Below are 24,710 nucleotides of genomic sequence, written 5' to 3' on the forward strand. Positions count from 1 at the left end.
TCACATCCACTCTTATTTCAAATCATTTGCATTATTAATGGTTCCAAACGCCTCTTTTATGATTTGATATGACTCTTTCAAACGTTCATAGTAGGATGGGTGTTCCCACTCATCCCATGAATATAAGTATACATCTTTCTTGTTGATGGTATTATTAACTGCCTTAGGAATGCTTTCCTTAATCTTCCCATGTTTTGTTGTCGTCACCGCTGCCCGGATCCCTTCAATGCTTTCACTTTTGTTTAATCCAGACTTCCATACATCACCCATTACTTCTTTTAAGCTTGGGTCTTTAACATTGACTAATTGCCATGGTATCCTCATTTCAATTACCCGCTTATCACTACTTATACTGACATCTGTTAACGAGTCAAACTCCTTATCAGCTGGGTCAGCATTTCCAAACCTTAGGACCCCTGTTTCATAACCCTCAAAAGGCACGATAGTATTAGTTGTTGGAATCCTCAATTCTTTATTTAGAGCAAGACGAATTGGATGGAACACCCCATTATTTTTTTGGTTAGCGTAAGGCTCCTTTTTAACCATATTCAATAAGTGAGCGTATTGGTAATAGTAAGTATCATAATAACTGTCAACCATAATAGTAGAATTCTTTGGACCTAAAAGATTAATCAAAAAGTCTACTCCAAGGTCTGTTTTTAGGATAGCTTCCTTTGATAATGTGATATTATTTTGGCCTTGATCTTCAATTGTATCGAGAAGAACATACACAGCTTCGTGAGCAAAGTCAACTGGCTGCGTAAAGGATAGCAAAAAATATAAATAGCCATTATCAGAGGAGATTCTAACCTCATTAAGTGTCTCAGGTTTTTCCTTCGATCGATAGATTAGCTTGCTGTTGTTTTCTTTCCAATCCATTCTTTTTCCATCTACCAGAATGGCAGATTCTTTTGTTCCTGGTTCAAAGGATAGCAATCCGAAGTGCTGTTCGTTTGTTTGCTGGTTATTCCAAAAAGGTCTTCGATCTGGATTATCAAAATCCATTGTATTCCACGTCCGTTTAAACCACTCATCCTGCCACGTGAAAATTAAGCCGCCTGCATATCCTTCCGAAACGATAGACTTAAATAACACTTTGTCTATTAAGCCTTGCTCTTCTTCAGAATGAAATCCTTGGTTCATTCCGATGGCATTTTTGTGGGTTAAGCCCCTAGAGGATGGAACGCCAAATTCAGCCACTAGTACTGGCATGTTATGTGCAGCAATCAATTCATGTAAATACCCAGCATAATTATTCTTTTCGCCTTCATGATCGATATATTCTAAATAGCTTCTCTCATAATTCAAAAAATCTGGATAGTAGGGATAGATATGATAGGAAGCAAATAAACCTGCATAAAAACCTTCTGCAGCCATAATATGATTGGGATCAATTGATACTAAATCCTCGTTTTCTAGTGGTTCTGAGGGGTGTTCTAATAGATCAGTCGTTACCCAATTTGTAAAACTCATGGTGTGCTGCCAATTGTATTGTGTTGTTTCATATTCAGCAGCAAAGTCCAGTAATTTAGCCAGCCAAACTTCAAATGGACTTGCACCATCGGTTTTAAAATATTTCCCATCATATTCAGCAATACCATTATGTTTTAGATTCGTGTTGGAGACCATGTACGGGTCCCACTCCGTCCCAACAATAATTCCAAGAACATATTTGGAAATATCATATTTGTATACACCTGAAGCGTGCCCAGGTTGTTCAGGCAGCTCCGCATCCCCATGAATGATATCAATCAGGTTCTTTATTTCTGTCTTTGCATCTTCAACATTTTCCGCCGCAAAGGCATCTTGATTTCGCAGGAGTTTTTCTTCATTCACCCAAGAACCATGAAAAAGAAATAAAGGCTTTTCTGCAATCTGATTGTACTCATAAAATGCTTCGTAAAACTGAGGCGGATGGAGCGTGTATATCCTAATGGCATTTGCATTCATTTCACCAATTTCCTTAAACCAACGTGAGTATTCCTCTTTACTTATGGCTGTTTCACCTGGAAAATATCCTGGCTTGGCAATACCCATATTTACTCCCTTAATCAGGAAGTCACTCCACTTACCATTCTTTTGAATTTGAATATATGTATCACCTGTAGTGCTATTGGTTTCGATCTCATTTTTCTGGACAATTTCTACTTGTTCTTGTTTAATAGTTTGATTTAGACCACTAGCCAATAAAACTTTCATCATTGGAACATATACATCCCAATAGAAGGAATCTTGGGTGCCGAAATGTTTCTTCCACCATTCCAACCCTTTAGTTTGGTAGATAGCCGGCACTTCTGCTTCATCTGCATAATCACCAGCAAAATAATAAGTATTATATTTAGCATTCTGGTGATGAATAATCGCTGGAAAATGGGTTGGTATCCCCAGCGCCTCTAACTCTTCCTTCTTACTATCCGTAATAGGCAGATCATATGCTGCTAGAATTTCCTCATCGCTTCTAGCAATATTGATATCGAACCAATACTGATACTTCCCGTTAAGTTCTCGTTTAAAATGATTCTGGCCTTTATCTGTTAAAGTAAAAAGAGCACCATTATTCTTAACATTATCCTGATCTACTACAATAATTTCATTTTCTTTATTTACAAAAACAAACCCTTTTCCTTTGAATTCCCACTTTTTATTGCTTACTTCGTACTGCTCTCTCACCCAAATAGGAACTTCATTATTGTCAAGGTCAGGAAAATACCTGCCAATCCAGCCTGTCCATTCAAGATTTAGCAGGTTCGTTATTTTTTCCCGGACTGGTTCAGGAGTCGGACTGGCAAATGTATTAAATTCCGCAATTAAGGTCTTCCCTTTACTACTTAGTAACGCTTGCTCTATTGCGTCTACATCTGATGATTCTAAGCCTCCAAACATGATGGAAGATCTCTCACCTGTTTCGTTTTTTCCTATAAAATCTTCTTCGTACACACCATACTGATCAGTTAAATAATATAAATCATAATCTTTCAAATCCTTAGGCAGTGATGTAATCGAATATTGTTGTCCATCTTTTGGTACAAAACCTTTATAATCTTCATTTATTTCGTAGCTCTTTTTATTTTCCTTGATATATTTTGCATTATTTAAAATCCAAACAAGTCCTTTGTGCTCCCTATAGGTTTGATCTGGTACTGTTTTATCAAAGATTAGTACCTTTAATTCTTTAGAGGGCTGGAATTTCCAAAGCCAAAAAGGGCTTAATAAGATAATAATAAATAGTAAGGTATAAACAATTAATGAGGTTTGTTTTTTCATTTTGAAACACCTTTTCTTTTCATTTCTCCCCAGCTTTTATCCCCTTTTAACATCTGCCATACCCCCTCACATCTCCAAAAGACGGTCATCGGCCGATACCAAATCGTTTCCGTTAATGAGTATAAAAAGAGCTTTAGAATATCTGATACTTTGGGGTATTTGGTTAAACTCCATTCTTCTAATAAAACAGCTGTCATTGAAAAAAGCGAACCATAAAGACAGGATAGAAGAAATAATAAAATGGCAAATTCAATATAAACCCCGCCTAAAAAAAGACAAAGAATCATAAATATATAACCTAAAAACTCAATGATAGGTCCCAAAAACTCAACAATCCAAAAGTAGGGAAATGAAATCATTCCTATGGATCCGTATTTTGGGTTAAATGTTAGTCCACGATGTGTCCATAAGCTTTCAAATAGTCCTCTATGCCAGCGCCGCCTTTGTCTCCTCAAAATTGTCGTATCCTCAGGCACTTCCGTCCAGCATACCGGATCAGGAACATAAACAATCTTTTTATTTACCCCTCTTTCTTTCAATAAACGATGAATTCTAACTACTAACTCCATGTCCTCTCCAACTGTATCAGTCTTATATCCTCCGGCCTCAATACTCCAATGCTTTGAAAAAACTCCAAATGCACCGGAAATAATTAAAAGCAGATTATGTCGGCTTAAACCAATTCTTCCCATTAAAAATGCACGCAGGTATTCAATAATCTGCATCACGACAATAGGATTATCTGAAAGACCAATTTTCAAGATATGTCCATTCTTTATTTCACAGCCATTCGCAATTCGTACACTGCCGCCTGAAGCTATCACCTCTTCATTGGAATCAATAATAGGTTTCATTACCTTTAAAAATGCATCCGGCTCTAATACAGAATCACCATCTAGTGAGCAAAAGTAAGGATAATGTGAAAAATTAAGACCCACATTCAATGCATCCGCTTTTCCGCCATTTTCTTTATCCACTAAAAACAGGTTAGAAAGGATTGAAGATTGGTAAATAGTCTTAATCGGCTTTGTATGTACTTGTTTACGGACAACTCTGCTTATTTCCTTCATATCGTAATGCTCGATTAATTTTTTCAAGGTTTGATCGGTGGAGCCGTCATTGACAACAATGATTTCATAGGTTGGATAATTGACACTCAAAAGGGAACGCACACTCTGAATAATTCCTGCCTCCTCATTAAAGGCAGGAACAATAATTGAGACAGGTCTTGTATTAAACTCTTCCATATAATCTTCGTAAGCCTGTATTCTATCTAATTGGTATTCCTTCCGTAGTTGAATGGTTGAAATAATTAATATTACAGAATAGAAAACAATAACAATTACCATATATACAGCAATAAACCAACCAAAAAAGGAAACAATATCCACCCATTGAACATTAAACATTTTCTATACTCCTTTGTGCAGCCAATCCCACGCCATGTCTCTCGCATATGCGTCCTTGGAAGTTTCTAAGACTCTTTGCAAAATTGTCTTCCCATTAGGGAACTGATTAATTGATTGTCCTGCCTGTGAACGGACCCACCAAGACGGATCATGGAGCAGCTCAATCAATCTTGGAATACCTTTTTCTTCCTTGATCGAACCGATGAGCTTTGCTGCCACCATTCTCTCCTGCCATTTTGAAGAGTTCATCAATTCTAAGAATGGCTCAATATCCTTTACGCAGCCTATTTCCGCTAGTGCCTTTAGGGCACGAAGCTTAACTTCATCTTTATAAGCAGAAAAAACATTCTCGGCAAATACGCGGTATTTTATTAGTCTTTTAACTGCAATAACATCAAGAATCGCATACTTCAATGGAGTGGGACTTTTATGAAAGCTTAATACAAACTGATCAAACAGTCCTTGATCTAATCTGGTTAAAATACTTCGGTAGTCATACTCAGATAAATAATGATATTGATTTTGAAGTAAGTCTTTTAAACCGTCAAACTGAAAGGAAGCAAGAATTCTCAGAATATGAATACTTTCTTGATGGCTGATTTTCTTCTTTCTAGTTAACAGAACAACATCGCCCTGCAGCTTTGTCATTTGAAAATCCTCAATATGGTATAGAGCATTCATACGATGACTCCATCTTTTACTTTTAAGACGCTTTTGATAATAATCCTGAAGGCATATAGCAGCCAATTCTGATAATCTCTTCTTTTCCTCTTCACCTTCTAAAACTTTTACATATTTACTAAGGAGCTCTTCCATTGCTTTTTGTTTTATCGCCTTTTTTTCAAAACCCAGCCCCCTGACTAAGTCACCTTCAGCTATTATCGAAAGAACTTTCGGGTAAATTTTATTTTTATATTCTTCAATCTTTCTTCTTTTTTTAATATCGAAAAATTTACGAGACATCAAATACAACAACAAAAGAAACAGTAAAGATAGTAGAGATAAAGTAATTATAGTTAGAAATAAAAGCTCTTGATTGATCATTTACTTCATCCTTTGTATGATTTGAAGGACTCTTGCCTGAAGTTCCTTAATACTAAAAGGTTTTATCATATAGTCATCAGCACCTAATTTCAGTGCCTTGTCAATTTCAGATTTACTTTTTCTTGCTGACAGCATTAATACATATACATGTCTAGTACTGTCACTCTTCACTTTTTGCAGAATCTCGATACCATCCATATTTGGCATAACACCATCAAGAATCAAAAGGTGTTCTCCAATCGCATCCAGGGTGTGTGATTCAAAAAATTGAACCCCATCGTCATATGCTTCAATGGAAATCTCAAATTGGTCGATATTCATTAAATTGAGAATCCTCACTAGCAGTGATTGAATCATTTCATCATTATCAATGATCGAAATAAATAATTTTGTTTTACTATTCATAGTTTCCTCTTCCGTTTGCATTTTCAAAATTCAATGCCATTAATATTATTTTTAATTATGCCCTTTTTATTAAATTGCATTAAAAAGAGGCAGGACTGGTATCCTGCCTCAACATTTTATTTTAAATCATTTGGTGAAAATGCACCAGGAAGAAGTTCCTTAACAAGGGTTCTCTGAACATCGCCTTTTAAGTTTGTAAGGATAACTTCCATATCTGGCTCACATAGTTCAGAAATCACCTGCCGGCATGCTCCACATGGAGAAACCGGACCATCTGTATCTGCCACCACAACAAGTGTATCAAATTTCGTAACCCCTTCGGAGTATGCTTTAAATAATGCAGTTCGCTCTGCACAGTTCGTCATTCCATAGGATGCATTTTCAATGTTACATCCATGAAATACCGTTCCATCTTTTGCTAGAAGAGCTGCACCAACCTGAAATTTTGAATACGGCACATAAGCAAAGCCCCGGGCCTTCTTTGCTTCATCCACTAGTTGTTGTACATCCATTATGCTCACACTCCGCAATCTTCAATTATCCTTGGAAAAACTTTACCATCCAACCAGCAACAACGCCTCCAAAATATACACCAAATACGCCGACAACTGCTGAAAATACTGGCGGAGCAGGTAATGGAAGCTTCATAAATTTAAAGATGATTCCAACAATTAAACCAGCAACCAATGCTAATAGAACTTCTTTCATCTTTATTCCCTCAAATCGTAAATTAATAATTGCTTTGAGAAATTTCACCTTTACTAATAGACACTCCAGAACTTGCACCGATACGAGTAGCTCCTGCTTCAATCATTGCAAGTGCATCTTCGCGGCTGCGGACCCCTCCGGAAGCTTTTACACCAATTTCAGGCCCAACTGTTTCACGCATTAAAGTGATATCAGCAGCTGTTGCCCCGCCTGTAGAGAACCCAGTAGAGGTTTTTACAAAGTCTGCTCCAGCTTTAACTGATAGTTCACATGCTCGAACTTTTTCTTCTTGTGTTAAAAGACATGTTTCAATAATAACTTTTGTCAGTGCTTTACCTTTCGCTGCCTCAACAACAGCTTTGATATCTCTTTCTACTAAGTCATCTTGTTTATCTTTAAGTGCGCCAATATTGATTACCATATCGATTTCATTTGCACCATTCTCAATTGCATTTTTTGTTTCAAATGCTTTTGTTTCCGGCGTAGATGCTCCTAAAGGAAATCCAATTACCGTACAAACTTTTACCTCTGGGGTATCTTTCAGCATATCTGCTGATATTTTTACCCAAGTTGGATTAACACATACGGAAGCGAAGGAATATTTCTTAGCTTCTTCTACTAACTTCACGATTTCTTCCTTAGTTGCATTGGCCTTTAATAATGTATGATCGATCATTTTAGTCACATTTTGAGTCATAATGTACATCCTCCCTATTTTAGACAAGCACTGTTTCTATCTATAATGTAACTATAACAAAATGAATGAACATATGTAAATATGTTTTTGAACAAATGTAAAGTAATTATTTTTTATCGAGCAGGAACTTTGCAGAGAATTGGTCGGTTATTAAAACATTGGCATAATTCCCCTTTAAAGCACCGTATATGCCTTCAATTTTATTCGGTCCGCCGGCAATAAGTATCGAGTATTCTTTGTTTCGTAAATCCTCTAATTTTACTCCCAGCGTTCTATCATTCAGACTTTCATTACACACTTCACCATCTTTATCAAAAAAACGTGAACAAATATCACCTACTGCTTTTTCATTTATGGCCTTTTGATCACTCTCGGTAAAATAACCCATTTGGAACAATAAGGAATCCTTTTTAATCGATCCAATGGTAAACAGTGCTATATTAGCTTTTTTACCTAGTTCAAGAATTTTATTAATATGACGGTCTGCTTCCATTGCCTGCTTTACAACAACATGATCAACAATTGCAGGCAGCGGAAGATTTAGAGGTGTTGTATTGTACGCCTTGCCAAATAAATACAAGATTTCTGATGCGTAGTTATTAGTTTCAGCGTGACTGACGCCGCCTTTCAACTGAACTACCTTAACATCCTTCACAAATTTCTGTTTTAGCTCTACTGCAATGTGGTATAAAGTTGTTCCCCACGTTACACCAATAATGTCTTGATCCTTTACAATTTCATCAAGATATAATGCTGCAGTTTCTCCTAGATAATTTTTGATAATGTGATTTTCAAATTGTGGAATGGAGGTAACAATTGCTCTTTTTAAGTTAAACTTTTTTTCTAGCTGAACAGCTAATTTTTCAACATTTTCAGTTGGATCCATGATATTGATTTGGACGATTCCCTGTTCTTTTGCCTGTTGTAATAAACGCGACACTGTTGGGCGTGAAACACCCAATATCTTGGCAATTTCGTTTTGATTATAATCCAATAAATAATATAATTTTGCTGCCTCGATTACCTTGCTAAGTTTTTCTAGGTCCACTGTTCATCACCTTTCATTCCATTTTTTTTATAATTATAACAATATGTGAGGTGAACCCACTATCTTTTTACATTTGTAAAACTCAAACTGAACATTTTTTACCTCACCCCTGCTGCATTTTCATTCTCAAAACAGGGAATGATTCTTATCATATTTACTATGTCCATTTTGTTGACATGAAATAGTCAACCCTTGCCATATGCCACTCTGCTATACTAAGTTTAAGGAATATATTTCCTATATAAGGAGGTCTCAAATGGGGAAACTTGGAGAACTCATATACCATTACCGGAAAACGGTTCTCGTAATTTGGCTGCTTATCATTGCACTATCTGTAGTATTCGCCTTAAAATTACCCTCTGTATTAAGCGGTAACGGCTTTGAATACAAAGGTGAATATAACGATACAAGAATGCTCCTTGAAGAGGAATTTGGACAAGCCAAGTCATCCATAATACTCGTATTCGAAAGAGAGCGAACAGTTCCTGATCGTGACTGGAAACAATATATCAAAGCAACTATTGAGAATTTAAGAACCTTCGATGGTGCCAAAAGTATGATAAGTCCTTTTGACCGAGAAAAGATGATAAAGGAAGAAGTTGCCTATGGTCTGTTAACTTTTGATAAAAATGCAGAGGATCTCGGTACTGAAATTAACCAATTGGATAAGTTACTTAAAAATAATCAGGGATTAACCGTTACCATGACGGGTGAACCAATCATTGTTCAAGACCTAAACCTAGCAAGCCAAGAGGATTTAGCTAAGGCTGAAATGATTGGACTGCCGATTGCTCTCCTTGTCTTAGTCCTTGCCTTCGGGGGGTTAATCGCTGCATCAATTCCAATTGTTATTGGTGTTGTATCTATTCTTACAACAATGGGCGCCGTCTTCTTTTTTAGTTACCGTGCTGATTTAACCATTTTCATTTTAAATATCGTTCCCATGATTGGGCTCGCTTTAAGTATTGACTTTGCATTATTGTTAATTAATCGTTACAAAGAGGAATTACAAACAAAATCCATTCGGGAAGCCATTCAGATTAGCGTGGCAACGGCTGGGCGTTCGATTATTTTTTCAGGACTTTGTGTTTTTATTGGCTTATCTGCTTTATGGTTTATTCAAATAGATATTTTTCAGAATGTTGCCTTGGGCGGTATGACAGTTGTGCTTATTTCTGCCTTTTGTGCACTGACCTTCCTGCCTGCCCTTCTCGCCATGATTGGGACTAGAATTAACAAGTTTAGTGTGCTTCGGGCAAAAGATTCAGAAACGAGTATATGGCATCGATTTGCTACGTTTGTGATGAAGCATCCTGTTTTGATGGCAGTTCTATCTCTAGCCATTTTATTAGCAGGACTCATTCCTGTTGCACAGTTGACGATGTCGATTCCGGGGACAGAATCACTCCCCGCCAAATATCCATCCAGAGTGGCTTTTGAAACCTTTGAGGAACATTTTATTTCTAAAGATAAACGGACTGAAAACAAAGTAACCATAGTACTTGAAACAAAAGAATCTGTTTTAGAAGTCGATAACCTTAAGCAGGTCAACCGATATATCAAGGAACTCGAGAACGAAACACTAGTTGATACCGTTGATTCTCCTTTTTCTGTGACGGGTATAAAGGATGAGAAAGTATTATCTCAAACGCTCTCCTTTGGTCCAAAAGAACAGACAGCACCGATTTTAGACTACTTTATCAGGGACAATAAAATGCTGATTGAGGTCTATTTAAAAACGACAGACCATTCCGCAGAAGCTAGAGAATGGGTCCGTGACTGGTCCAATCGCAGCAGTGTGTTGACTACCCATTTTGGGGGATCGATAAAATTCGAACAGGAAATCTTTGATGAGATATTTGAGAAAGCACCATACGGGTTGTTATTAATCGTTGTTTCAACCTTCTTCATTCTCATGGCCGCTTTCAGGTCAATCCTTATTCCGCTTAAGGCTATTCTAATGAATATCTTGAGCTTAAGCTGTACGTTCGGGATTGTTGTCTGGATTTTTCAGAAGGGGCATTTTGGTGTCGAGCCTGTCGATATTGCGTTAATTTTACCTGTCTTTGTTTTTACACTGGTCTTTGGACTTTCAATGGATTACGAAGTGTTCTTGATTTCAAGGATTCAGGAGTTTTATTTGAAAACAGGTGATAATACAGAGGCTACGATATCTGGGTTAACATACACCAGTAAAATTATTACCTCTGCTGCCGCGATTATGATTGTGGTGACAGGTGCGTTTGCTTTTACAGGAGTCATGCCGATTAAACAGCTTGGCGTCGGCATCGCGATTGCGATCTTCATTGACGCCACCATCGTGCGAATGGTGCTAGTTCCGGCCTTGATGAAGTTGTTCGGGGATTGGAACTGGTGGTTCTTTGGTTTTAAGAATAAAGAACAAGCGAAGAAAAGCAAAAGGCCAGCCTAAATTTTATTTGGCTGGCCTTTCTTTATGCAATCGTTTTTAGATATTTTTTGCGTATTGGTCACTAGGGACTTTACTTAACACGACATATAAGCTGACAGGTTCGCTGCCTGTATTGTTAAACGCAAGCTCCTCGTCGCCGCCAACATGAACCAAATCCGCTTCTGAAACTGTAGTTTCCTGACCATCGATAATGAAGGTGCCGGTTCCAGTTACTACGTAAAGATAAACTTCTGTTCCAGGGTGTTTATGAACGGGAAGCTGCTGTCCAGGCATGAAGTTTAGCACAAATGCTGTCGTTTCACCCTTTTTGTAAATGATACGTTTTGTAAATCTCTCTTCGCTGAATTCTTGATAGGCTTTAACTGAATTTTTTTCCATCCTATTTCCCTCCTAGTGATGTCTTACCTATATTTTAACTGAAAATCATTTTCAATTAAGTGAAGCGTATCACTGTTTATTATTACTAATCGTTTCAGGAAAAACCCACAGTATCTACGGGAGATACCTCCTATTTTTTAGTGTTACACATAGGTAATAGCTAAAAATTAGCTGCACTAGCCTTTACTTTTTTTGATAAACCACTTGCTTGCTTCTTCCAGAACCATGTAATCACAATTCCCAGAAATAGAATCACAGTAGCAAAGTAGTAAGGGTAGTTAATATCTATATCAAATAATATTCCCCCTAGAATTGGCCCGCTAATGTTCGCTAAACTTGTAAACATAGAGTTCATACCGCCAACGAAACCTTGTTCGTTCCCGGCGATATTTGAGAGGTATGAAGTAACCGCCGGACGGAATAAATCAAAGCCTACAAAAACAATGAATGTAACTAGTAAAATTGAGAAGTATGAATGGACAACAGTCATTAAAAAGACAAGTAAGGCTGATAATATTAAGCTATATTGAATTAGTTTTATTTCACCCCAAATTCTTGTAAGCCTATCAAATAAAAGGACTTGTGAAACTGCACCAAAAATGGCACCACCTGTGATGACAATGGCTATATCGGATGGTTTAAACTGAAATTTATGGTCCACAAATAGACTAAAAAACGATTCAAAAGCTGCTAAACCAAATGAGGCAATAAATATTAATATAAACGCAAGGAGATATTTTGGGGCAAAAATACGTTTATAGCCAAACTTTCCATCTGAGGCTTGTTCAATATGCTCAACGTTACGTGCTGGCTCAGATAATAAAATAATAGAGAGTAAGGCTGCGATTGTCCCAAGTGCTCCCGCAAAGAAGAATGGTATACGTGTTCCAAATTCCGCCAAAAATCCGCCAATACCTGGACCAATAATAAATCCTGTACTAATCGCAGCTGACATATAACCTAGCGCTTTTGGGCGAGTATCCAAATTTGTAATATCTGCAATAAAAGCTGTAACGGCCGGCATAATGAATGCAGCACTAATTCCACCTAAAATCCGAGAGAAAAATAACATCTCGATTTCTTTTCCGATTCCGAATAAAAATTCAGAGATCCCGAAAATAAATAAGCCAATGACAATCATAATTTTCCTGCCGAATTTATCTGCCGCTTTCCCTGCAAATGGTGAAACGATCAGCTGAGCAATGGCAAAAGCTGCAGTTAAATAACCAATTGTTGTTCCAGTAATACCTAATTCGTTCATCAGCGTTGGTAAGACTGGAATGACAAGACCAATTCCCAAAAAGGCAATGAATAAATTTATTAATAATAATGTTAAAGTGACATTATGAGTCTTCATATTTTACATTCTCCTTAACAAGACTAATTACAGTAAACTAACTAGTATTGTTTTCATTTATTTACAAATCTCATCGTAGTGTATATAGTAACTATATAGTCAAGAGTGGAGCAGTAAAAATGAATAATAAAAATGGAAAATATTTAACTACAGGTGAGTTTGCGAAGCTTTGCAGAGTAAACAAACAAACTCTCTTTTATTACGACCAAATCGGGCTTTTTTCTCCGATATTGAAAAATGAAAAAGGGTACCGGTATTATTCAATTCGCCAGATCGAGCTATTCTTTGTTATTGATTTATTAAAGGATATTGGTATGTCGCTAAACGATATTCAAGAATATACGCAAAATAAAACGCCTGAGAGTTTTTTGTCCTTAATGTACCGAAAGAAGGAAGAGATTGTGGAAAAACTTCAGGAGATCGAAGCGAAGAAAAAAATAATCGACTCAAAAATAGCATTAATGGAAGAAGCGTCACGTCTTAATTTTCAACAAATAACGCTGGAACAATTACCAGAAGTAACACTTTATTTAAGCAGGAATATTGAAAATATAACCGACGAGAAATTTGTAGAGGTAGTTTCTGATTTTATAAATGAATTGTCTCAATCAAAACTTGATACAGGATATCCAATAGGTGTTATAACCAAACGGGAGCAAGTCCTAAAAGGAGAATTCACTAATTATAGCTATTTATATATGGAGCAGCCACATCCAAAGGAAGGGTATCCGTATTTTAAAAGTGTAAAGGGTGATTTTCTAATTGGATATCATATTGGAGATGAGAAAACAATTCATAAAACATATAAGCGACTATTCTCGGAGATGGAACGTTTAAATTTAACCTTAGGTGATTTTGTTTTTGAAGAGTATATTTATGATACAGTTGTCATGAATCATAATGAAGATTACGTCACCAAAATTATGATTCAAGTGATCAAATAGAGGTTTTTTAAAAATAATTTTTGGATAAATGAGCCTGGGTAAATGAAACCCAGGCTTTTTTATTTAATGTATCAACGGCTGCAAACTGCCAAATAATAACACCACATAACTAACCGTTTAAAGGGGGCTGACGTTTATGAACAATAAAAAGTTATTCCTTATACTCTTCATGTTTACAATCTCTCAGGCTCTATTTTCTTCTAACACTTATGCCGAAAACAATGGAATCGTCGATTTACGAATCCTCGAGACGACGGATATACATGCTGCTTTAATGAATTATGATTATTACCAGACGAAAACAGACAACTCAATTGGGCTTGTAAAGACCTCCAGTCTTATTCATCAAGCGAGAAATGAGGCAGAGAATTCCCTTCTATTCGATAATGGCGACCATTTAAAAGGGAACCCGCTTGGTGAATACCTGGTGAGAATTAAGGGAATCCAAAAAGGGAATATACACCCCGTTTACCGTGCGTTTAATTATCTGAAATATGATGGTATTGCAATCGGAAACCATGAACTAAATTATGGGCTTAAATTTCTAAAAACTGTGCTAAAGGGAGCTAAAATGCCTGTTGTCAACGCCACTGTATATAAAGCGAAAACCATTAAACCTTACTTTAAGCCTTATGTTATTTTAAAAAGGAATGTATTGGATAATCAGGGACAAAGCCATGAATTAAATATAGGCGTCATAGGATTTATGCCGCCTCAAATTATGCGTTGGGATAAAGCAAATCTAGAGGGTAAGGTGATTGCACGGCCCATAGTGGAAGCTGCAAAAGAATTCGTTCCAAAGATGAAGGCAGAAGGTGCAGATATAATAATCGCTCTTGCCCATACAGGTATTGATAGTGAACCTTACCATCCTGAAACGGAAAATGCAGTCTATTACCTAAGTGAAATGAAAGATATTGATGCCATTCTTGCCGGTCATTCCCACGGCATTTTCCCGGGACGCGCATACAAGAATTTGCCAAATACCGATATTAACGAAGGAAAAATTAAGGGAAAACCAGTTGTCATGGCCGGTGCTTTTGGCAGCAGGCTGGGAATAATTGATCTCCAGCTAGAGGTTCAGGAAGGAATATGGAGAGTTGTAAAAAGCACAGCCTTTACAAGATCCATAGCTGATGAAAATGGAAATCCTCTAGTTAAGACAGATAAAAAATTAAAAAAACTAATTAAACGAGAACATCAGGAAACAGTCGATTTCTTAAAAAAGCTGGGTTTATAGGTATTTTGGGGTTAAAAAAGCTGGGTCACTCATGGTGACCGCAGCTTTTACATTTTAGAGTTTCGGTACTATAGAACTCTTAAAGTGACCATAGCTCAATTTTTGGTTCTTTTTAGAAACTTTATTTGCACTAATTATCTAAGAATTTTTTAAATATCAAAGTAGCATTATGACCGCCAAATCCTAATGAATTGGATAACACGATTTGAACATCCTTCACCTTAGCCACGTTAGGGACATAATCTAAATCCAGTTGTTCATCCTGTGTTTGATAATTGATTGTTGGCGGGATGATTCCATCCTTGATTGCCAAAAGAGAAAAAATCGCCTCAATTGCCCCAGTTGCTCCCAACAAGTGGCCGGTCATTGATTTCGTGGAACTGACAGATAATTTATAGGCATGTTCTTTGAAAACGTCTTTGATGGCTAACGTTTCATACAAATCATTATAATAGGTGGACGTGCCATGAGCATTGATATAGTCAACTTGTTCAGGAGCAATCCCAGCATCAGCTAATGCTAATTTCATTGCTCTTCCTGCCCCTTCTCCTTCTGGTGCTGGAGTAGTAATATGATGAGCATCACCTGTAGCTCCGTACCCTGCTAATTCTCCATAAATGAAAGCACCACGAGCTACTGCGTGTTCTAATTCTTCTAATACCACGATACCCGCGCCTTCCCCAATTACAAATCCGTCGCGATTCTTATCAAATGGTCTGCTTGCTGTGGCGGGGTCTGGATTTTTTGAAAGTGCAGTCATATTAGAAAATCCTGCCACCGTCATCGCGGTAATGGTTGCTTCTGTACCGCCTGCAATCATCACATCCACATCGCCATTTTGAATCACACGGAATGCATCACCAATGGAATTGGCACCGGACGCACATGCTGTAACTGAACAATTGTTGATCCCTTTGGCACCAAGAGAAATGGATACTTGTCCTGCCGCCATATCAGGAATAAACATCGGTATTGTAAAAGGGTTAACCCTTCTTTGTCCTTTTTCAATAAACTTCCGATGTTGTTCCTCGAATTCAGCCAAACCGCCAATTCCGGAACCAATCCAAACACCGACCCGTTCCGGTTGAACGTCTTCTCCAATTTGGATCCCGGCATCCTTAACAGCCATTTGACTTGCTGCAATAGCAAACTGACTGTAACGACCCATTCTTCTTGATTCTTTTTTATCCATAAACTCTTCCGGAAGAAAGCCTTTAACTTCCGCTGCAATCTTGACGTCAACCTTATCTACATCAAAAAGGGTTGCTGGGCCAATTCCGGAAACACCATTCTTAATCTGTTCCCATGATGTATGAGCATCATTTCCCAAAGGAGTGACTGCTCCAACACCTGTAATCACTACTCTTTTATTCATTAAATGCTCACTCCCAAATAGATTTTTGGATGATTCTTACACTCTTACTATAGTTTAACGAAATCAGAGTGACCGGACAAATATATTTAAAAAACTAAATTATAATTTTAAAGACGGCTCCTATTAGAAGCAGTCTACAACTTATTTTTTTATAAAAACTTTTTCTTTTGCATTGTGCAAATCATCCTCGACACTCTTCTCCCACATTTTCACCCCAGAATGGTAGGCAGACCGGCTGATTAAATGACCTGCAACAGGGCTTGTCAGGAAGATGAAAAAGATCCCCAGCAATACTCTTGTATCAAAATGACCGTGCACATAATGGAAATACAAAAAGGTTCCGAGCAGAATAGACATAATCCCTAATGTCGCGCTTTTGGATGCTGCATGATTTCTTGTATATACATCAGGAAGTCTAATTAAACCAAACGTTGAGACTAATGATAAAAAAGTACCAATGATGATAAAAAGCGCTGCAACGATTTTATAAATCTCTTCCACGTTCAATGATCTCCCCTTTCTCTAGGAACTTAGCAAAGGCAATGGTTCCAACAAAGGAAAGGATTCCGAGCAGGAGAATCGCTTCAAGATAGGCACTTGTTTTGAGTACAATGGAGGTTAACGCAACCAGAGCAATTAAATTGATCCCGATTGCATCAAGTGCAATGACCCTGTCATGAATGGATGGCCCTTTAATAAGACGGTATATAAGTCCAATGATTGAAATGGAGGTTCCTAATAATGCAATTTTAATTATTATCTCAAACATTACCTGCTCACCTCCATAATTGCTTTTTCAAAGGTATTCTTAATACTATCAATCGCTTCGTGTTTCTCTGGTATATCCACTGCATGGATATACAAAGTCTTGCTATCCAGCGATACATCCACAACGAGGGTTCCTGGTGTTAACGTAATTAAATTTGCCAAAATCGTAATCTCCCAATCCTTCGTCAATTCTGTTTCCAGTGCGAAGATTCCTGGACGAATATTCAATTTCGGGCTTAGGACAAGCTTAAGGACACTAATATTAGAGAGTACCAGCTCTTTTAAAAAAAGGAGAATTAATTTAATTACAGCCCAGACCCTCGAAAGATAAAACCGTTCCTTAAAGAAGTGCCGGTAAGCCAGCATAATCAACAGCCCCAAAAGATACCCGATAAAAAAGGTGCTTGAACTATAATCATTTTTCAAAAACATCCAGATATAAGCAAGAAATACATTCAGTAAAATTTGAAAGGACATAGCATTACTCCTTTAATACCGCATTAATATAGATTTCTGGGTCTAGGATAGTCTGTACAGCTTGAGAGATAAATGGATAAACCTCTTCTGTCCCGACACCATACAAAACCGCAATCACAACAAGGACGACAGCTGGGATAAATAATCCCGAAATCGAAACTTGCTTAGGGACATAATCCCTGTTAACAGTTCCCCAGAAACCGTGAATAAAGATTTTGAATACTGAATATAAGACCATTAAACTCGACAATAAAATAATTCCAAGTCCAACGTAAGATTCAGCATAAACAGTTCCTTTTAGAATTAGCAATTTCCCAGCAAAGCCGCTAAATGGCGGTATCCCCGCTAATGAGATTGCTGCAATAAAAAATGTCCAGGCAAGGTAAGGATACTGTTTCATCAAACCGCCCATTTTCCGTAAATCACTTGTACCGCTCACCCTAATCATAATGCCAATCAGCAAAAATAAAGCGGCTTTTATGAGCATGTCGTGAATAAGATAAAGGAGTGAGCCGGCAATTGCCTCTTCGTTCATTAAAGAAACTCCGTACAGAATCACCCCAACGGCAATGACAATATTGTAAATAATAATTTTTTTAACATCCCAGTACGCAATAGCCCCAATCACTCCTACAACAATCGTGAGCAGTGACAATGTCCCTAAAATCATATGGGTAAAAGCTTGATCGTGATGAAAGATGAGCGTATAAGTACGAAATATTGAATAAACACCCACTTTTGTCAGTAAAGCCCCAAATATCGCAATCACAGGGATCGGCGGTGCATGATACGAACCTGGCAGCCAAAAGAAAAACGGAAAGATTGCTGCTTTTAAACCGAAAACTACTAAAAAGCAAATGGCAATAACACTTAAAATTCCCGGTTGATTGACTGCTGCTACACGTTCGCTTAGCTGCGCCATATTTAACGTTCCAGTGACGGCATAAAGATAAGCAACACCAATAACGAAAAAGGCTGATGAAATTACATTTACGATGATATATTTTAGAGACTCCCGCAGTTGAATCTTCGTACCGCCAAGAACAAGCAGGACATAAGACGCCATTAACATCACTTCAAAAAACACAAAGAGGTTAAAAACATCACCCGTTAGGAACGCCCCGTTTACCCCTACTATTAGAAACTGAAACACAGCATAATAATAGTAGCGTTCTCGCTCCGTTCCAATTCCCTTGAAAGAATAGACAAGCACGGCTGCAGCAATAATAGAAGTGGTCAGCACCAGCAAGGAAGCAAGCATGTCCGCGGCAATAATAATCCCAAAGGGTGCCTCCCAGCTCCCCATCGCCAGCGTCACCATCCCTTCTTGCTTTACAACGTAAACCACTGCTGCGGAAATCATAATTGCGATCATGGAAGACAGAAATGATATCGCCTTTTGCACCCTTACTTGTTTTACACAGAAAATAAGGATGATTCCAGTCAGGAGCGGCCATAATACAGGCATTAATATTAGATTATTCATGTGTATCGTTTCCTTTCAAACACTCCATATCATCTGTCCCCAATTCCTGATAGGCACGGTATGCAAGCACCAGTAAAAAGGCAGTGACCCCAAAGCTAATAACAATCGCAGTTAATATTAACGCCTGTGGCAATGGATCCACATAAGACGCCGCTTTCTCGCTTAATAAAGGAACAGCACCTTGTTTTAAACCGCCCATCGTCAAAATTAACAAATGTGCACCATGGCTCAAAAGGCCTGTCCCTACAATGATTCTCAAAATGCTTTTTGATAAGATTAAATAGGTTGCACACATAAATAAAACACCAATAACTACTGCCATGACTATTTCCATTATTCATCCTCCCCTATCGTTTGAATAATGGTCATCGTTACACCGACAACAACCAAATAAACTCCTAAATCAAATAACACAGCTGTATGCAGCGAAGTGTGCCCCAATATCGGAAGGTCAAAGTATTTATAGGCATGGGTCATCAGTGGAACATCGAAAATGGCACCGCCTGCGACGGTCAGCGCTGAAATTAATAATCCCGTGGCAATCATGATTTTATAATCAACAGGTAATATTTTTGCCACCGTATTCAAGTCGTAAGCGAGCAGCAGTAATACAATCGCTGCAGAAGTCATTAGACCGCCGACAAACCCTCCTCCTGGTGAATAATGCCCACCAAAAAAGATCGATATTGAGAATAGAAGTATAATAAATACAGCAACTTTAGTAACAGTTTGAAGGATTAAATCATTTTTCATAATTGATCATTCCTCCTTGTCAACCGTAAGCGAATCATAGCAAAAATACCTAAAGCGGCGATTCCTAATACCGTAATCTCAAACATCGTATCGAGTCCACGGAAATCAACCAAAATGACGTTAACAACATTCTTACCGCCGGCTTCTGTATATGCTTTTTCTAAATAGAAACTTGATATCGAGTCAAATAGCTTTTGACTATGAGAGGATAAGGCAATCAATGCGATGACTACACCTACTCCCACAGAGATTATTGCATTTGTTACTTTAAATGTTAATCGTTCCTCTTTTCTGCTGGTCAGCTTTGGCAAATGATAGAAGCATAGCAGGAATAACGCTACAGAAATCGTTTCAATCACAAGCTGAGTTAAGGCCAAATCCGGTGCACGGAAAAGGACAAAGAACAAGGATACAGTATACCCGACTGCCCCTAAAAGGATAATCGCCGTTAGCCGTGATTTAGCAAACAAGATTGAAATCGAACCAATAACCAAAGCAAAGGCAAGAATGATTTCATACAGTCCGATTGGTGCTATATTACCAAATTCTAATCGGAAAGCTCCCTTACCGAATAGAGATACTCCTAATAACAAGAAAAAGGCTGTAAAAATATATACCAGATAGTTTCTTATCGAACCTGTCATGACCCTGTCAGACAACGCTCTTGAAAAGTTGTCCATCGTCGAGAGGATCCAGTCATACAACGCATTTAGCGAATATCGCTGACTGAGTATCCCGTATATTCCCTTCCACTTTGAAAGAGTAAGATACAATATGATACCAATGGCGATAACACCAATCGTCATCCATAGTTCCGGTGTCCACCACCCATGCCAAAAACTTATGTGGACATGGAAGTCGTTTTGCGCAAGTAACGGCTGAATACTAGAAACGGCCGGTTCAATAAGTGAGGCAGATAGTAGGTTCGGAAAAATCCCAAAAGTAATCACCAAGGAAGCTAAAATGATAGGAGAAATTAACATTCCCATGGGTGCTTCATGCGGCTTTTTCTCCAATTTTTCTAATTGAGCTTTACCCGTGAAGGTTTTAAAAATTAGAATCATGCTGTAAAGAAATGTAAAAACGCTGGCAATCCACGCAATGACTGGGAATAACACACCCCAAGTATTCATGTTAAAGATATCGAGCGCCAGGACATTAACCATCCCAGTAAAAAACATTTCCTTACTTAAAAAGCCATTGAAGGGCGGCAAACCAGCCATGGAGAAACCGCCGATAACGGTAATGGTAAAGGTAATCGGCATAAATGGTAATAAACCGCCTAGTTTCCGTATATCACGGGTACCTGTTTCATGGTCCACAATCCCTGCTGCCATAAAGAGGCTTCCTTTAAATGTAGCATGGTTAATTAAGTGGAAAATCGCGGCCACTGTTGCAGCCATGTAAATATTGTCATCAAGGTTCTCAAAGTGCAATGCTGCTGCACCTAGGCCTAATAAGGACATGATAAGACCGAGTTGACTTATCGTTGAAAAGGCAAGAATTCCTTTTAGGTCGGTTTGTTTTACCGCTGAGAAAGAACCCCAGAATAAGGTGACTAATCCAACTGCAGAAATCAGCCACAGCCATACACCTGATTCGGCAAAGATTGGACTTAACCGAGCAACCAGATAGATTCCCGCCTTAACCATCGTAGCGGAGTGAAGATACGCACTAACTGGTGTAGGAGCTTCCATAGCATCCGGGAGCCAAATATGAAATGGAAATTGAGCCGATTTTGTAAATGCACCTAGTAAAATCAAGAGCATAGCTGGGATAAATAATGGGTGTGCAAAGATTTCTGCACTCTGAGAAATTAATTCCCGAATGCTGAACGTTTGTCCCATAAAACCTAACATAACGAACCCACCCAGCATACTCAATCCGCCCAATACCGTTATCAATAATGATTTTTGAGCACCGTAGCGGGAACGCTCGCGTTCATTCCAATACCCGATTAGTAAAAACGAGGATAAACTGGTGAATTCCCAGAACATATACAATCCAATCAGATTATCAGAAAGTACTACTCCAAGCATTGCCCCCATAAATAATAGAAGAAATACATAAAATTGATTTAGCTTTTCTGTTTCCTTTGATAAGTAGAAAACCGAGTAGAGAACCACCAATGAGCCAATTCCAGTGATTAATAGTGCAAATAATAACCCAAGGCCATCTACGTATAAATCAATGCCGATTTGAAGTGATGGAATCCAATCTGCCCGTTCCATTACGGTATTTCCTGAACTTGTCACTACTATGAATTGTAAAAAGTAAACAAAAAGGATGATAGGTAAAATGAGCACAAACCACCCAGTATGTATTCGCCGAAACTGCTTGAATAACAATGGCACAAAAATGGCCAAAAGAAATGGTGAAAACACAACCCAATGAAGACTAGACATAAACTCCCCCCTTACTAAATAATCACTCATTCATATTTTGCATTAAATTTTCAGCTTTATGAAATGAATGGAAATTACATTAGAATTCATTTAAATACGATTATAACGCACTTTTAAGTTGATTGCATGGGAAGGGGTTCACTAGGGACTGAGATTTAAAAGCAGTTATTAAATATGTAGGAACGCAGAATTTATTAAGAAAAAAAAATTTTAAAAACGTGAATATTTTCATCTTCCCTTTCAAAAACTATGGGTAAAGGTGATGATTCAATGAAGAGTAAAATAGTAATTTCAATCTCTATTTTTATGTTATTATTTTCAGGTGCATGGTTATTAAATGAGAAAACACAACGAAACCATATAAAATTTGTGATTTCCGATGTGGAGCCAATTGCTGACTATATCGTAACTCCTATCAAAGTAGAAGCGGAAGAAGTTGAAACGTGGGACTTCAAACCAAGGGAATATATTAAAGTTCGAAAACGGACAAGATAAGGCCTTAACCGGCCCTTTTTTTACTGTTATAAAAATTCAAAATATTATACATAATAACTGCGGTAATTAACCCTAAAAAAGTATTATACTATAATCATATTCATATAAATAAAGTGACAGGGGGTTAGACAGTAATGGCTGGATTAATCATCATTTTATTTATGGTTTTATTTTTACCCTTTTTAGTGAAAAAAGTGGAACATAATTTAGAGGTTTTCTTGTTTTTGATGGGGATTGCCGCGGCGGCTATCAGCGGTATGATGAAGCCATCATTAATTGAAAAGGCGCTTATTGACCCAATCAACATTACACTCGCCGTTTTGATTGCTGGATTAGTCTGTAAGTGGGGACAAGCTCAACTGGAAAGGTTAATCCTTTCTATAAGCATAATCGTCACTCCTCGCGTTTTCTTTGGATTAACCGTTGTAATTTTAGGACTAGTCTCAAGCATTATCACAGCAATTATTGCTGCGATTGTCCTGGTTATCATCATTAATGTACTGCCGCTTGATCGAAAATCAGAAATAAAGTTTACGGTTTTAGCTTGTTTTTCAATCGGGCTTGGGGCTGCTTTAACACCGATTGGAGAACCATTAGCAACGATTACCATTAGTAAATTAAATACTGATTTCTTCTATTTGGTAGAGTTAATTGGTCGAGAAGTAATCCCAGCACTGATGATTTTTGGGATTATGACTTGGCTCTTGGTTAAGCCCCAAAAGAGCATTTATAGTTTAGGAGCAAAACAAAAAGCAGAAAGCTATAAAGAAATAGTCATTCGATCAGGGAAAATCTACTTATTTGTCATGGGACTAACATTCCTAGGGCATGGTTTTGAACCGCTAATTAATGAATACATAATTGGACTTCCCCCCGTGCAGTTATATTGGCTCAACATGATTTCTGCGATTTTAGATAATGCTACTCTTGCAGCTGCTGAAATAAGTCCCGCAATGGAGCCAGTCACCATTCGTGCTGTTTTGCTCGGTTTAATTATAAGCGGCGGTATGTTGATACCTGGTAACATCCCCAATATTATCGCTGCAGGAAAACTCAACATAACCAGCAAAGAATGGGCACGCTTCGGTGTTCCTGTCGGCCTTATTACCATGGCGGTTTATTACGTCATATTGTTTATTTCCTAAGGCACCGTATGGTAAAAAAGAATCGGACATCCACGTAACGTGGTGACGATTCTTTTTTTACTTTTCGACACTTAATGTTCATGATCTTCACCTTTTGTACAAAAATTGAACAGTTTCTTTTTATTATAATAGTATTAATGAGTTTTATTAAATTGATTGGATGTGTTTAAGTGAGAAAATTATTATATATAACAGCAAATCCAAAAGGACTTGAGAAATCAAAAGGGCTGAAAATCGGTGAGGCATTTATCAACACAATAAAAGAAGAATGCCCGGAAATGGAAATTAAGACGATTGATTTATTTTCACTAGATATTGCACATATGGATTCAGAATTAGTGTCTGCAAGAGGCAAGCTGGCAGGCTATGGGTATACTGTAGATCAGTTAACAGACGGAGAACGAGAGAAAATTCTTAAAATGCATGCCCTAGCTGATGATTTCGTATCTTATGATTACTATGTATTCGTCTCTCCTATTTGGAACTTAAGCTCTCCAGCGGTGTTAAAAGCCTACTTAGATAACCTCTTTATCGCTGGAAAGACATTTGCCCATACTGCAAATGGTCCAAAAGGTCTCCTTACTGGCAAAAAAGCAATCCATATCAATACACGCGGCGGCCTTTATACAGGTACACCGATGAAGGAATTAGAATGCGGCGATCATTATTTAAGAATCGCACTTAATTTCTTAGGTATCGAGCTAATGGATACGATTATTGCAGAAGCTTTAGACTTATACCCTCAAAAAGTTCCGGAAATTGTTGAAAAAGCGAAGCAAGAAGCAATTCAAGCAGCCAAGGAAATGATAAAGATGCCAGTTCTTCAGTCATAAAGAAAAGCTTCCCGATATGATCTATAACCCATAATATGGACAGTTTAA

The 24,710-nt window shown here is 37.8% G+C and carries 24 protein-coding genes; 6 read left to right on the plus strand and 18 right to left on the minus strand.

All coding sequences use genetic code 11. The features are described from left to right. Window positions 1-12: 12 nt before the first annotated feature. The 8 genes from H0184_RS03630 to H0184_RS03665 form a co-directional block, all read right to left on the minus strand. On the minus strand, window positions 13-3,264 hold the full coding sequence (locus tag H0184_RS03630) for a hypothetical protein (protein ID WP_221821061.1): 3,252 nt from the start codon (window positions 3,262-3,264) through the stop codon (window positions 13-15). Then, a complete protein-coding gene (locus tag H0184_RS03635; protein WP_221821063.1) occupies window positions 3,261-4,673 on the minus strand; it encodes a glycosyltransferase family 2 protein in 1,413 nt (470 codons plus the stop codon). Before H0184_RS03635 ends, H0184_RS03630 begins: the two co-directional genes overlap by 4 nt. Window positions 4,674-4,676: 3 nt before the next feature. Next, window positions 4,677-5,717, minus strand: a complete 1,041-nt coding sequence (locus tag H0184_RS03640) for a HEAT repeat domain-containing protein (protein ID WP_221821065.1) — start codon at window positions 5,715-5,717, stop codon at window positions 4,677-4,679. Continuing rightward, window positions 5,718-6,122 carry a response regulator transcription factor gene (locus H0184_RS03645; protein WP_221821070.1) on the minus strand — a complete coding sequence of 135 codons (405 nt, stop codon included), beginning with the start codon at window positions 6,120-6,122 and terminating at the stop codon, window positions 5,718-5,720. A gap of 116 nt (window positions 6,123-6,238) precedes the next feature. Next, a complete protein-coding gene (locus H0184_RS03650; RefSeq protein ID WP_221821071.1) occupies window positions 6,239-6,634 on the minus strand; it encodes a cytidine deaminase in 396 nt (131 codons plus the stop codon). Between the two features lie 25 nt (window positions 6,635-6,659). Next, window positions 6,660-6,830 carry a XapX domain-containing protein gene (locus H0184_RS03655; protein WP_221821073.1) on the minus strand — a complete coding sequence of 57 codons (171 nt, stop codon included), beginning with the start codon at window positions 6,828-6,830 and terminating at the stop codon, window positions 6,660-6,662. Between the two features lie 22 nt (window positions 6,831-6,852). Continuing rightward, the gene (gene deoC, locus H0184_RS03660; RefSeq protein ID WP_221821075.1) at window positions 6,853-7,527 is read right to left on the minus strand and encodes a deoxyribose-phosphate aldolase; all 675 of its coding nucleotides are present in this window, start codon (window positions 7,525-7,527) and stop codon (window positions 6,853-6,855) included. Between the two features lie 106 nt (window positions 7,528-7,633). Further along, window positions 7,634-8,575 (minus strand): sugar-binding transcriptional regulator, encoded by a 942-nt coding sequence (locus tag H0184_RS03665; protein ID WP_221821077.1) that lies wholly within the window; start codon window positions 8,573-8,575, stop codon window positions 7,634-7,636. 256 nt (window positions 8,576-8,831) lie between these two features. Here H0184_RS03665 and H0184_RS03670 point away from each other — a divergent pair, with 256 nt between their 5' ends. After that, window positions 8,832-11,006: an MMPL family transporter gene (locus tag H0184_RS03670; protein WP_221821078.1), complete on the plus strand. Its 2,175-nt coding sequence runs from the start codon at window positions 8,832-8,834 to the stop codon at window positions 11,004-11,006. Window positions 11,007-11,042: 36 nt separating this feature from the next. Here H0184_RS03670 and H0184_RS03675 read toward each other — a convergent pair whose 3' ends face one another. Then, a complete protein-coding gene (locus tag H0184_RS03675) occupies window positions 11,043-11,384 on the minus strand; it encodes a cupin domain-containing protein (protein WP_221821080.1) in 342 nt (113 codons plus the stop codon). Between the two features lie 160 nt (window positions 11,385-11,544). Further along, on the minus strand, window positions 11,545-12,741 hold the full coding sequence (gene norA / locus H0184_RS03680) for a multidrug efflux MFS transporter NorA (protein WP_221821082.1): 1,197 nt from the start codon (window positions 12,739-12,741) through the stop codon (window positions 11,545-11,547). A gap of 119 nt (window positions 12,742-12,860) precedes the next feature. On the opposite strand from norA, the gene H0184_RS03685 reads away from it, so the two are divergent. After that, on the plus strand, window positions 12,861-13,685 hold the full coding sequence (locus tag H0184_RS03685; RefSeq protein ID WP_221821084.1) for a MerR family transcriptional regulator: 825 nt from the start codon (window positions 12,861-12,863) through the stop codon (window positions 13,683-13,685). Between the two features lie 136 nt (window positions 13,686-13,821). Further along, window positions 13,822-14,925 carry a metallophosphoesterase gene (locus tag H0184_RS03690; protein WP_221821086.1) on the plus strand — a complete coding sequence of 368 codons (1,104 nt, stop codon included), beginning with the start codon at window positions 13,822-13,824 and terminating at the stop codon, window positions 14,923-14,925. Between the two features lie 130 nt (window positions 14,926-15,055). Here H0184_RS03690 and fabF read toward each other — a convergent pair whose 3' ends face one another. From fabF to H0184_RS03730, 8 genes are all read right to left on the minus strand, one after another. Then, window positions 15,056-16,300, minus strand: a complete 1,245-nt coding sequence (gene fabF, locus H0184_RS03695) for a beta-ketoacyl-ACP synthase II (protein ID WP_221821088.1) — start codon at window positions 16,298-16,300, stop codon at window positions 15,056-15,058. Window positions 16,301-16,441: 141 nt separating this feature from the next. Beyond that, window positions 16,442-16,801, minus strand: a complete 360-nt coding sequence (gene mnhG / locus H0184_RS03700) for a monovalent cation/H(+) antiporter subunit G (protein ID WP_221821090.1) — start codon at window positions 16,799-16,801, stop codon at window positions 16,442-16,444. Then, the gene (locus H0184_RS03705) at window positions 16,785-17,069 is read right to left on the minus strand and encodes a Na(+)/H(+) antiporter subunit F1 (RefSeq protein WP_221821092.1); all 285 of its coding nucleotides are present in this window, start codon (window positions 17,067-17,069) and stop codon (window positions 16,785-16,787) included. The genes mnhG and H0184_RS03705 overlap by 17 nt, the downstream gene beginning before the upstream one ends. Continuing rightward, the gene (locus tag H0184_RS03710) at window positions 17,069-17,545 is read right to left on the minus strand and encodes a Na+/H+ antiporter subunit E (RefSeq protein ID WP_221821094.1); all 477 of its coding nucleotides are present in this window, start codon (window positions 17,543-17,545) and stop codon (window positions 17,069-17,071) included. Before H0184_RS03710 ends, H0184_RS03705 begins: the two co-directional genes overlap by 1 nt. A 4-nt stretch (window positions 17,546-17,549) precedes the next feature. Beyond that, window positions 17,550-19,031 (minus strand): Na+/H+ antiporter subunit D, encoded by a 1,482-nt coding sequence (locus tag H0184_RS03715; RefSeq protein ID WP_221821102.1) that lies wholly within the window; start codon window positions 19,029-19,031, stop codon window positions 17,550-17,552. Beyond that, complete coding sequence (locus H0184_RS03720) at window positions 19,024-19,365, minus strand: Na(+)/H(+) antiporter subunit C (protein WP_221821104.1); 342 nt, start codon at window positions 19,363-19,365, stop codon at window positions 19,024-19,026. Before H0184_RS03720 ends, H0184_RS03715 begins: the two co-directional genes overlap by 8 nt. Further along, the gene (locus tag H0184_RS03725; RefSeq protein ID WP_221821299.1) at window positions 19,365-19,787 is read right to left on the minus strand and encodes a Na(+)/H(+) antiporter subunit B; all 423 of its coding nucleotides are present in this window, start codon (window positions 19,785-19,787) and stop codon (window positions 19,365-19,367) included. The genes H0184_RS03720 and H0184_RS03725 overlap by 1 nt, the downstream gene beginning before the upstream one ends. Further along, window positions 19,781-22,189, minus strand: a complete 2,409-nt coding sequence (locus H0184_RS03730; protein ID WP_221821107.1) for a Na+/H+ antiporter subunit A — start codon at window positions 22,187-22,189, stop codon at window positions 19,781-19,783. The genes H0184_RS03725 and H0184_RS03730 overlap by 7 nt, the downstream gene beginning before the upstream one ends. A gap of 270 nt (window positions 22,190-22,459) precedes the next feature. Here H0184_RS03730 and H0184_RS03735 point away from each other — a divergent pair, with 270 nt between their 5' ends. The 3 genes from H0184_RS03735 to H0184_RS03745 all read left to right on the plus strand — a co-directional run bounded on the left by H0184_RS03735 (window position 22,460) and on the right by H0184_RS03745 (window position 24,662). Then, entirely contained in the window at window positions 22,460-22,684 is a 225-nt protein-coding gene (locus tag H0184_RS03735; protein ID WP_221821108.1) for a hypothetical protein, read from the plus strand. A 134-nt stretch (window positions 22,685-22,818) separates the two neighbouring features. Continuing rightward, window positions 22,819-23,829 carry a DUF1646 family protein gene (locus H0184_RS03740; RefSeq protein WP_221821113.1) on the plus strand — a complete coding sequence of 337 codons (1,011 nt, stop codon included), beginning with the start codon at window positions 22,819-22,821 and terminating at the stop codon, window positions 23,827-23,829. 170 nt (window positions 23,830-23,999) lie between these two features. Next, window positions 24,000-24,662 (plus strand): FMN-dependent NADH-azoreductase, encoded by a 663-nt coding sequence (locus H0184_RS03745; protein WP_221821115.1) that lies wholly within the window; start codon window positions 24,000-24,002, stop codon window positions 24,660-24,662. Window positions 24,663-24,710: the final 48 nt, after the last annotated feature.

The sequence above is a fragment of the Neobacillus niacini genome (genome assembly GCF_019749295.1).
In the GTDB taxonomy this organism is placed as follows: Bacteria; Bacillota; Bacilli; order Bacillales; family Cytobacillaceae; genus Neobacillus; species Neobacillus niacini_D.

What these genes read in the sequence shown, in the direction of transcription:
- H0184_RS03675 (WP_221821080.1), bottom strand. Translation starts at nt 11,384, where the DNA reads ATGGAAAAAAATTCAGTTAAAGCCTATCAAGAATTCAGCGAAGAGAGA.
- H0184_RS03655 (WP_221821073.1), bottom strand. Translation starts at nt 6,830, where the DNA reads ATGAAAGAAGTTCTATTAGCATTGGTTGCTGGTTTAATTGTTGGAATC.
- H0184_RS03630 (WP_221821061.1), bottom strand. Translation starts at nt 3,264, where the DNA reads ATGAAAAAACAAACCTCATTAATTGTTTATACCTTACTATTTATTATT.
- H0184_RS03635 (WP_221821063.1), bottom strand. Translation starts at nt 4,673, where the DNA reads ATGTTTAATGTTCAATGGGTGGATATTGTTTCCTTTTTTGGTTGGTTT.
- H0184_RS03645 (WP_221821070.1), bottom strand. Translation starts at nt 6,122, where the DNA reads ATGAATAGTAAAACAAAATTATTTATTTCGATCATTGATAATGATGAA.
- H0184_RS03740 (WP_221821113.1), top strand. Translation starts at nt 22,819, where the DNA reads ATGGCTGGATTAATCATCATTTTATTTATGGTTTTATTTTTACCCTTT.
- H0184_RS03670 (WP_221821078.1), top strand. Translation starts at nt 8,832, where the DNA reads ATGGGGAAACTTGGAGAACTCATATACCATTACCGGAAAACGGTTCTC.
- H0184_RS03715 (WP_221821102.1), bottom strand. Translation starts at nt 19,031, where the DNA reads ATGAATAATCTAATATTAATGCCTGTATTATGGCCGCTCCTGACTGGA.
- H0184_RS03735 (WP_221821108.1), top strand. Translation starts at nt 22,460, where the DNA reads ATGAAGAGTAAAATAGTAATTTCAATCTCTATTTTTATGTTATTATTT.
- H0184_RS03705 (WP_221821092.1), bottom strand. Translation starts at nt 17,069, where the DNA reads ATGTTTGAGATAATAATTAAAATTGCATTATTAGGAACCTCCATTTCA.
- norA (WP_221821082.1), bottom strand. Translation starts at nt 12,741, where the DNA reads ATGAAGACTCATAATGTCACTTTAACATTATTATTAATAAATTTATTC.
- H0184_RS03685 (WP_221821084.1), top strand. Translation starts at nt 12,861, where the DNA reads ATGAATAATAAAAATGGAAAATATTTAACTACAGGTGAGTTTGCGAAG.
- H0184_RS03650 (WP_221821071.1), bottom strand. Translation starts at nt 6,634, where the DNA reads ATGGATGTACAACAACTAGTGGATGAAGCAAAGAAGGCCCGGGGCTTT.
- H0184_RS03720 (WP_221821104.1), bottom strand. Translation starts at nt 19,365, where the DNA reads ATGGAAATAGTCATGGCAGTAGTTATTGGTGTTTTATTTATGTGTGCA.
- H0184_RS03710 (WP_221821094.1), bottom strand. Translation starts at nt 17,545, where the DNA reads ATGTCCTTTCAAATTTTACTGAATGTATTTCTTGCTTATATCTGGATG.
- H0184_RS03640 (WP_221821065.1), bottom strand. Translation starts at nt 5,717, where the DNA reads ATGATCAATCAAGAGCTTTTATTTCTAACTATAATTACTTTATCTCTA.
- fabF (WP_221821088.1), bottom strand. Translation starts at nt 16,300, where the DNA reads ATGAATAAAAGAGTAGTGATTACAGGTGTTGGAGCAGTCACTCCTTTG.
- H0184_RS03690 (WP_221821086.1), top strand. Translation starts at nt 13,822, where the DNA reads ATGAACAATAAAAAGTTATTCCTTATACTCTTCATGTTTACAATCTCT.
- deoC (WP_221821075.1), bottom strand. Translation starts at nt 7,527, where the DNA reads ATGACTCAAAATGTGACTAAAATGATCGATCATACATTATTAAAGGCC.
- H0184_RS03730 (WP_221821107.1), bottom strand. Translation starts at nt 22,189, where the DNA reads ATGTCTAGTCTTCATTGGGTTGTGTTTTCACCATTTCTTTTGGCCATT.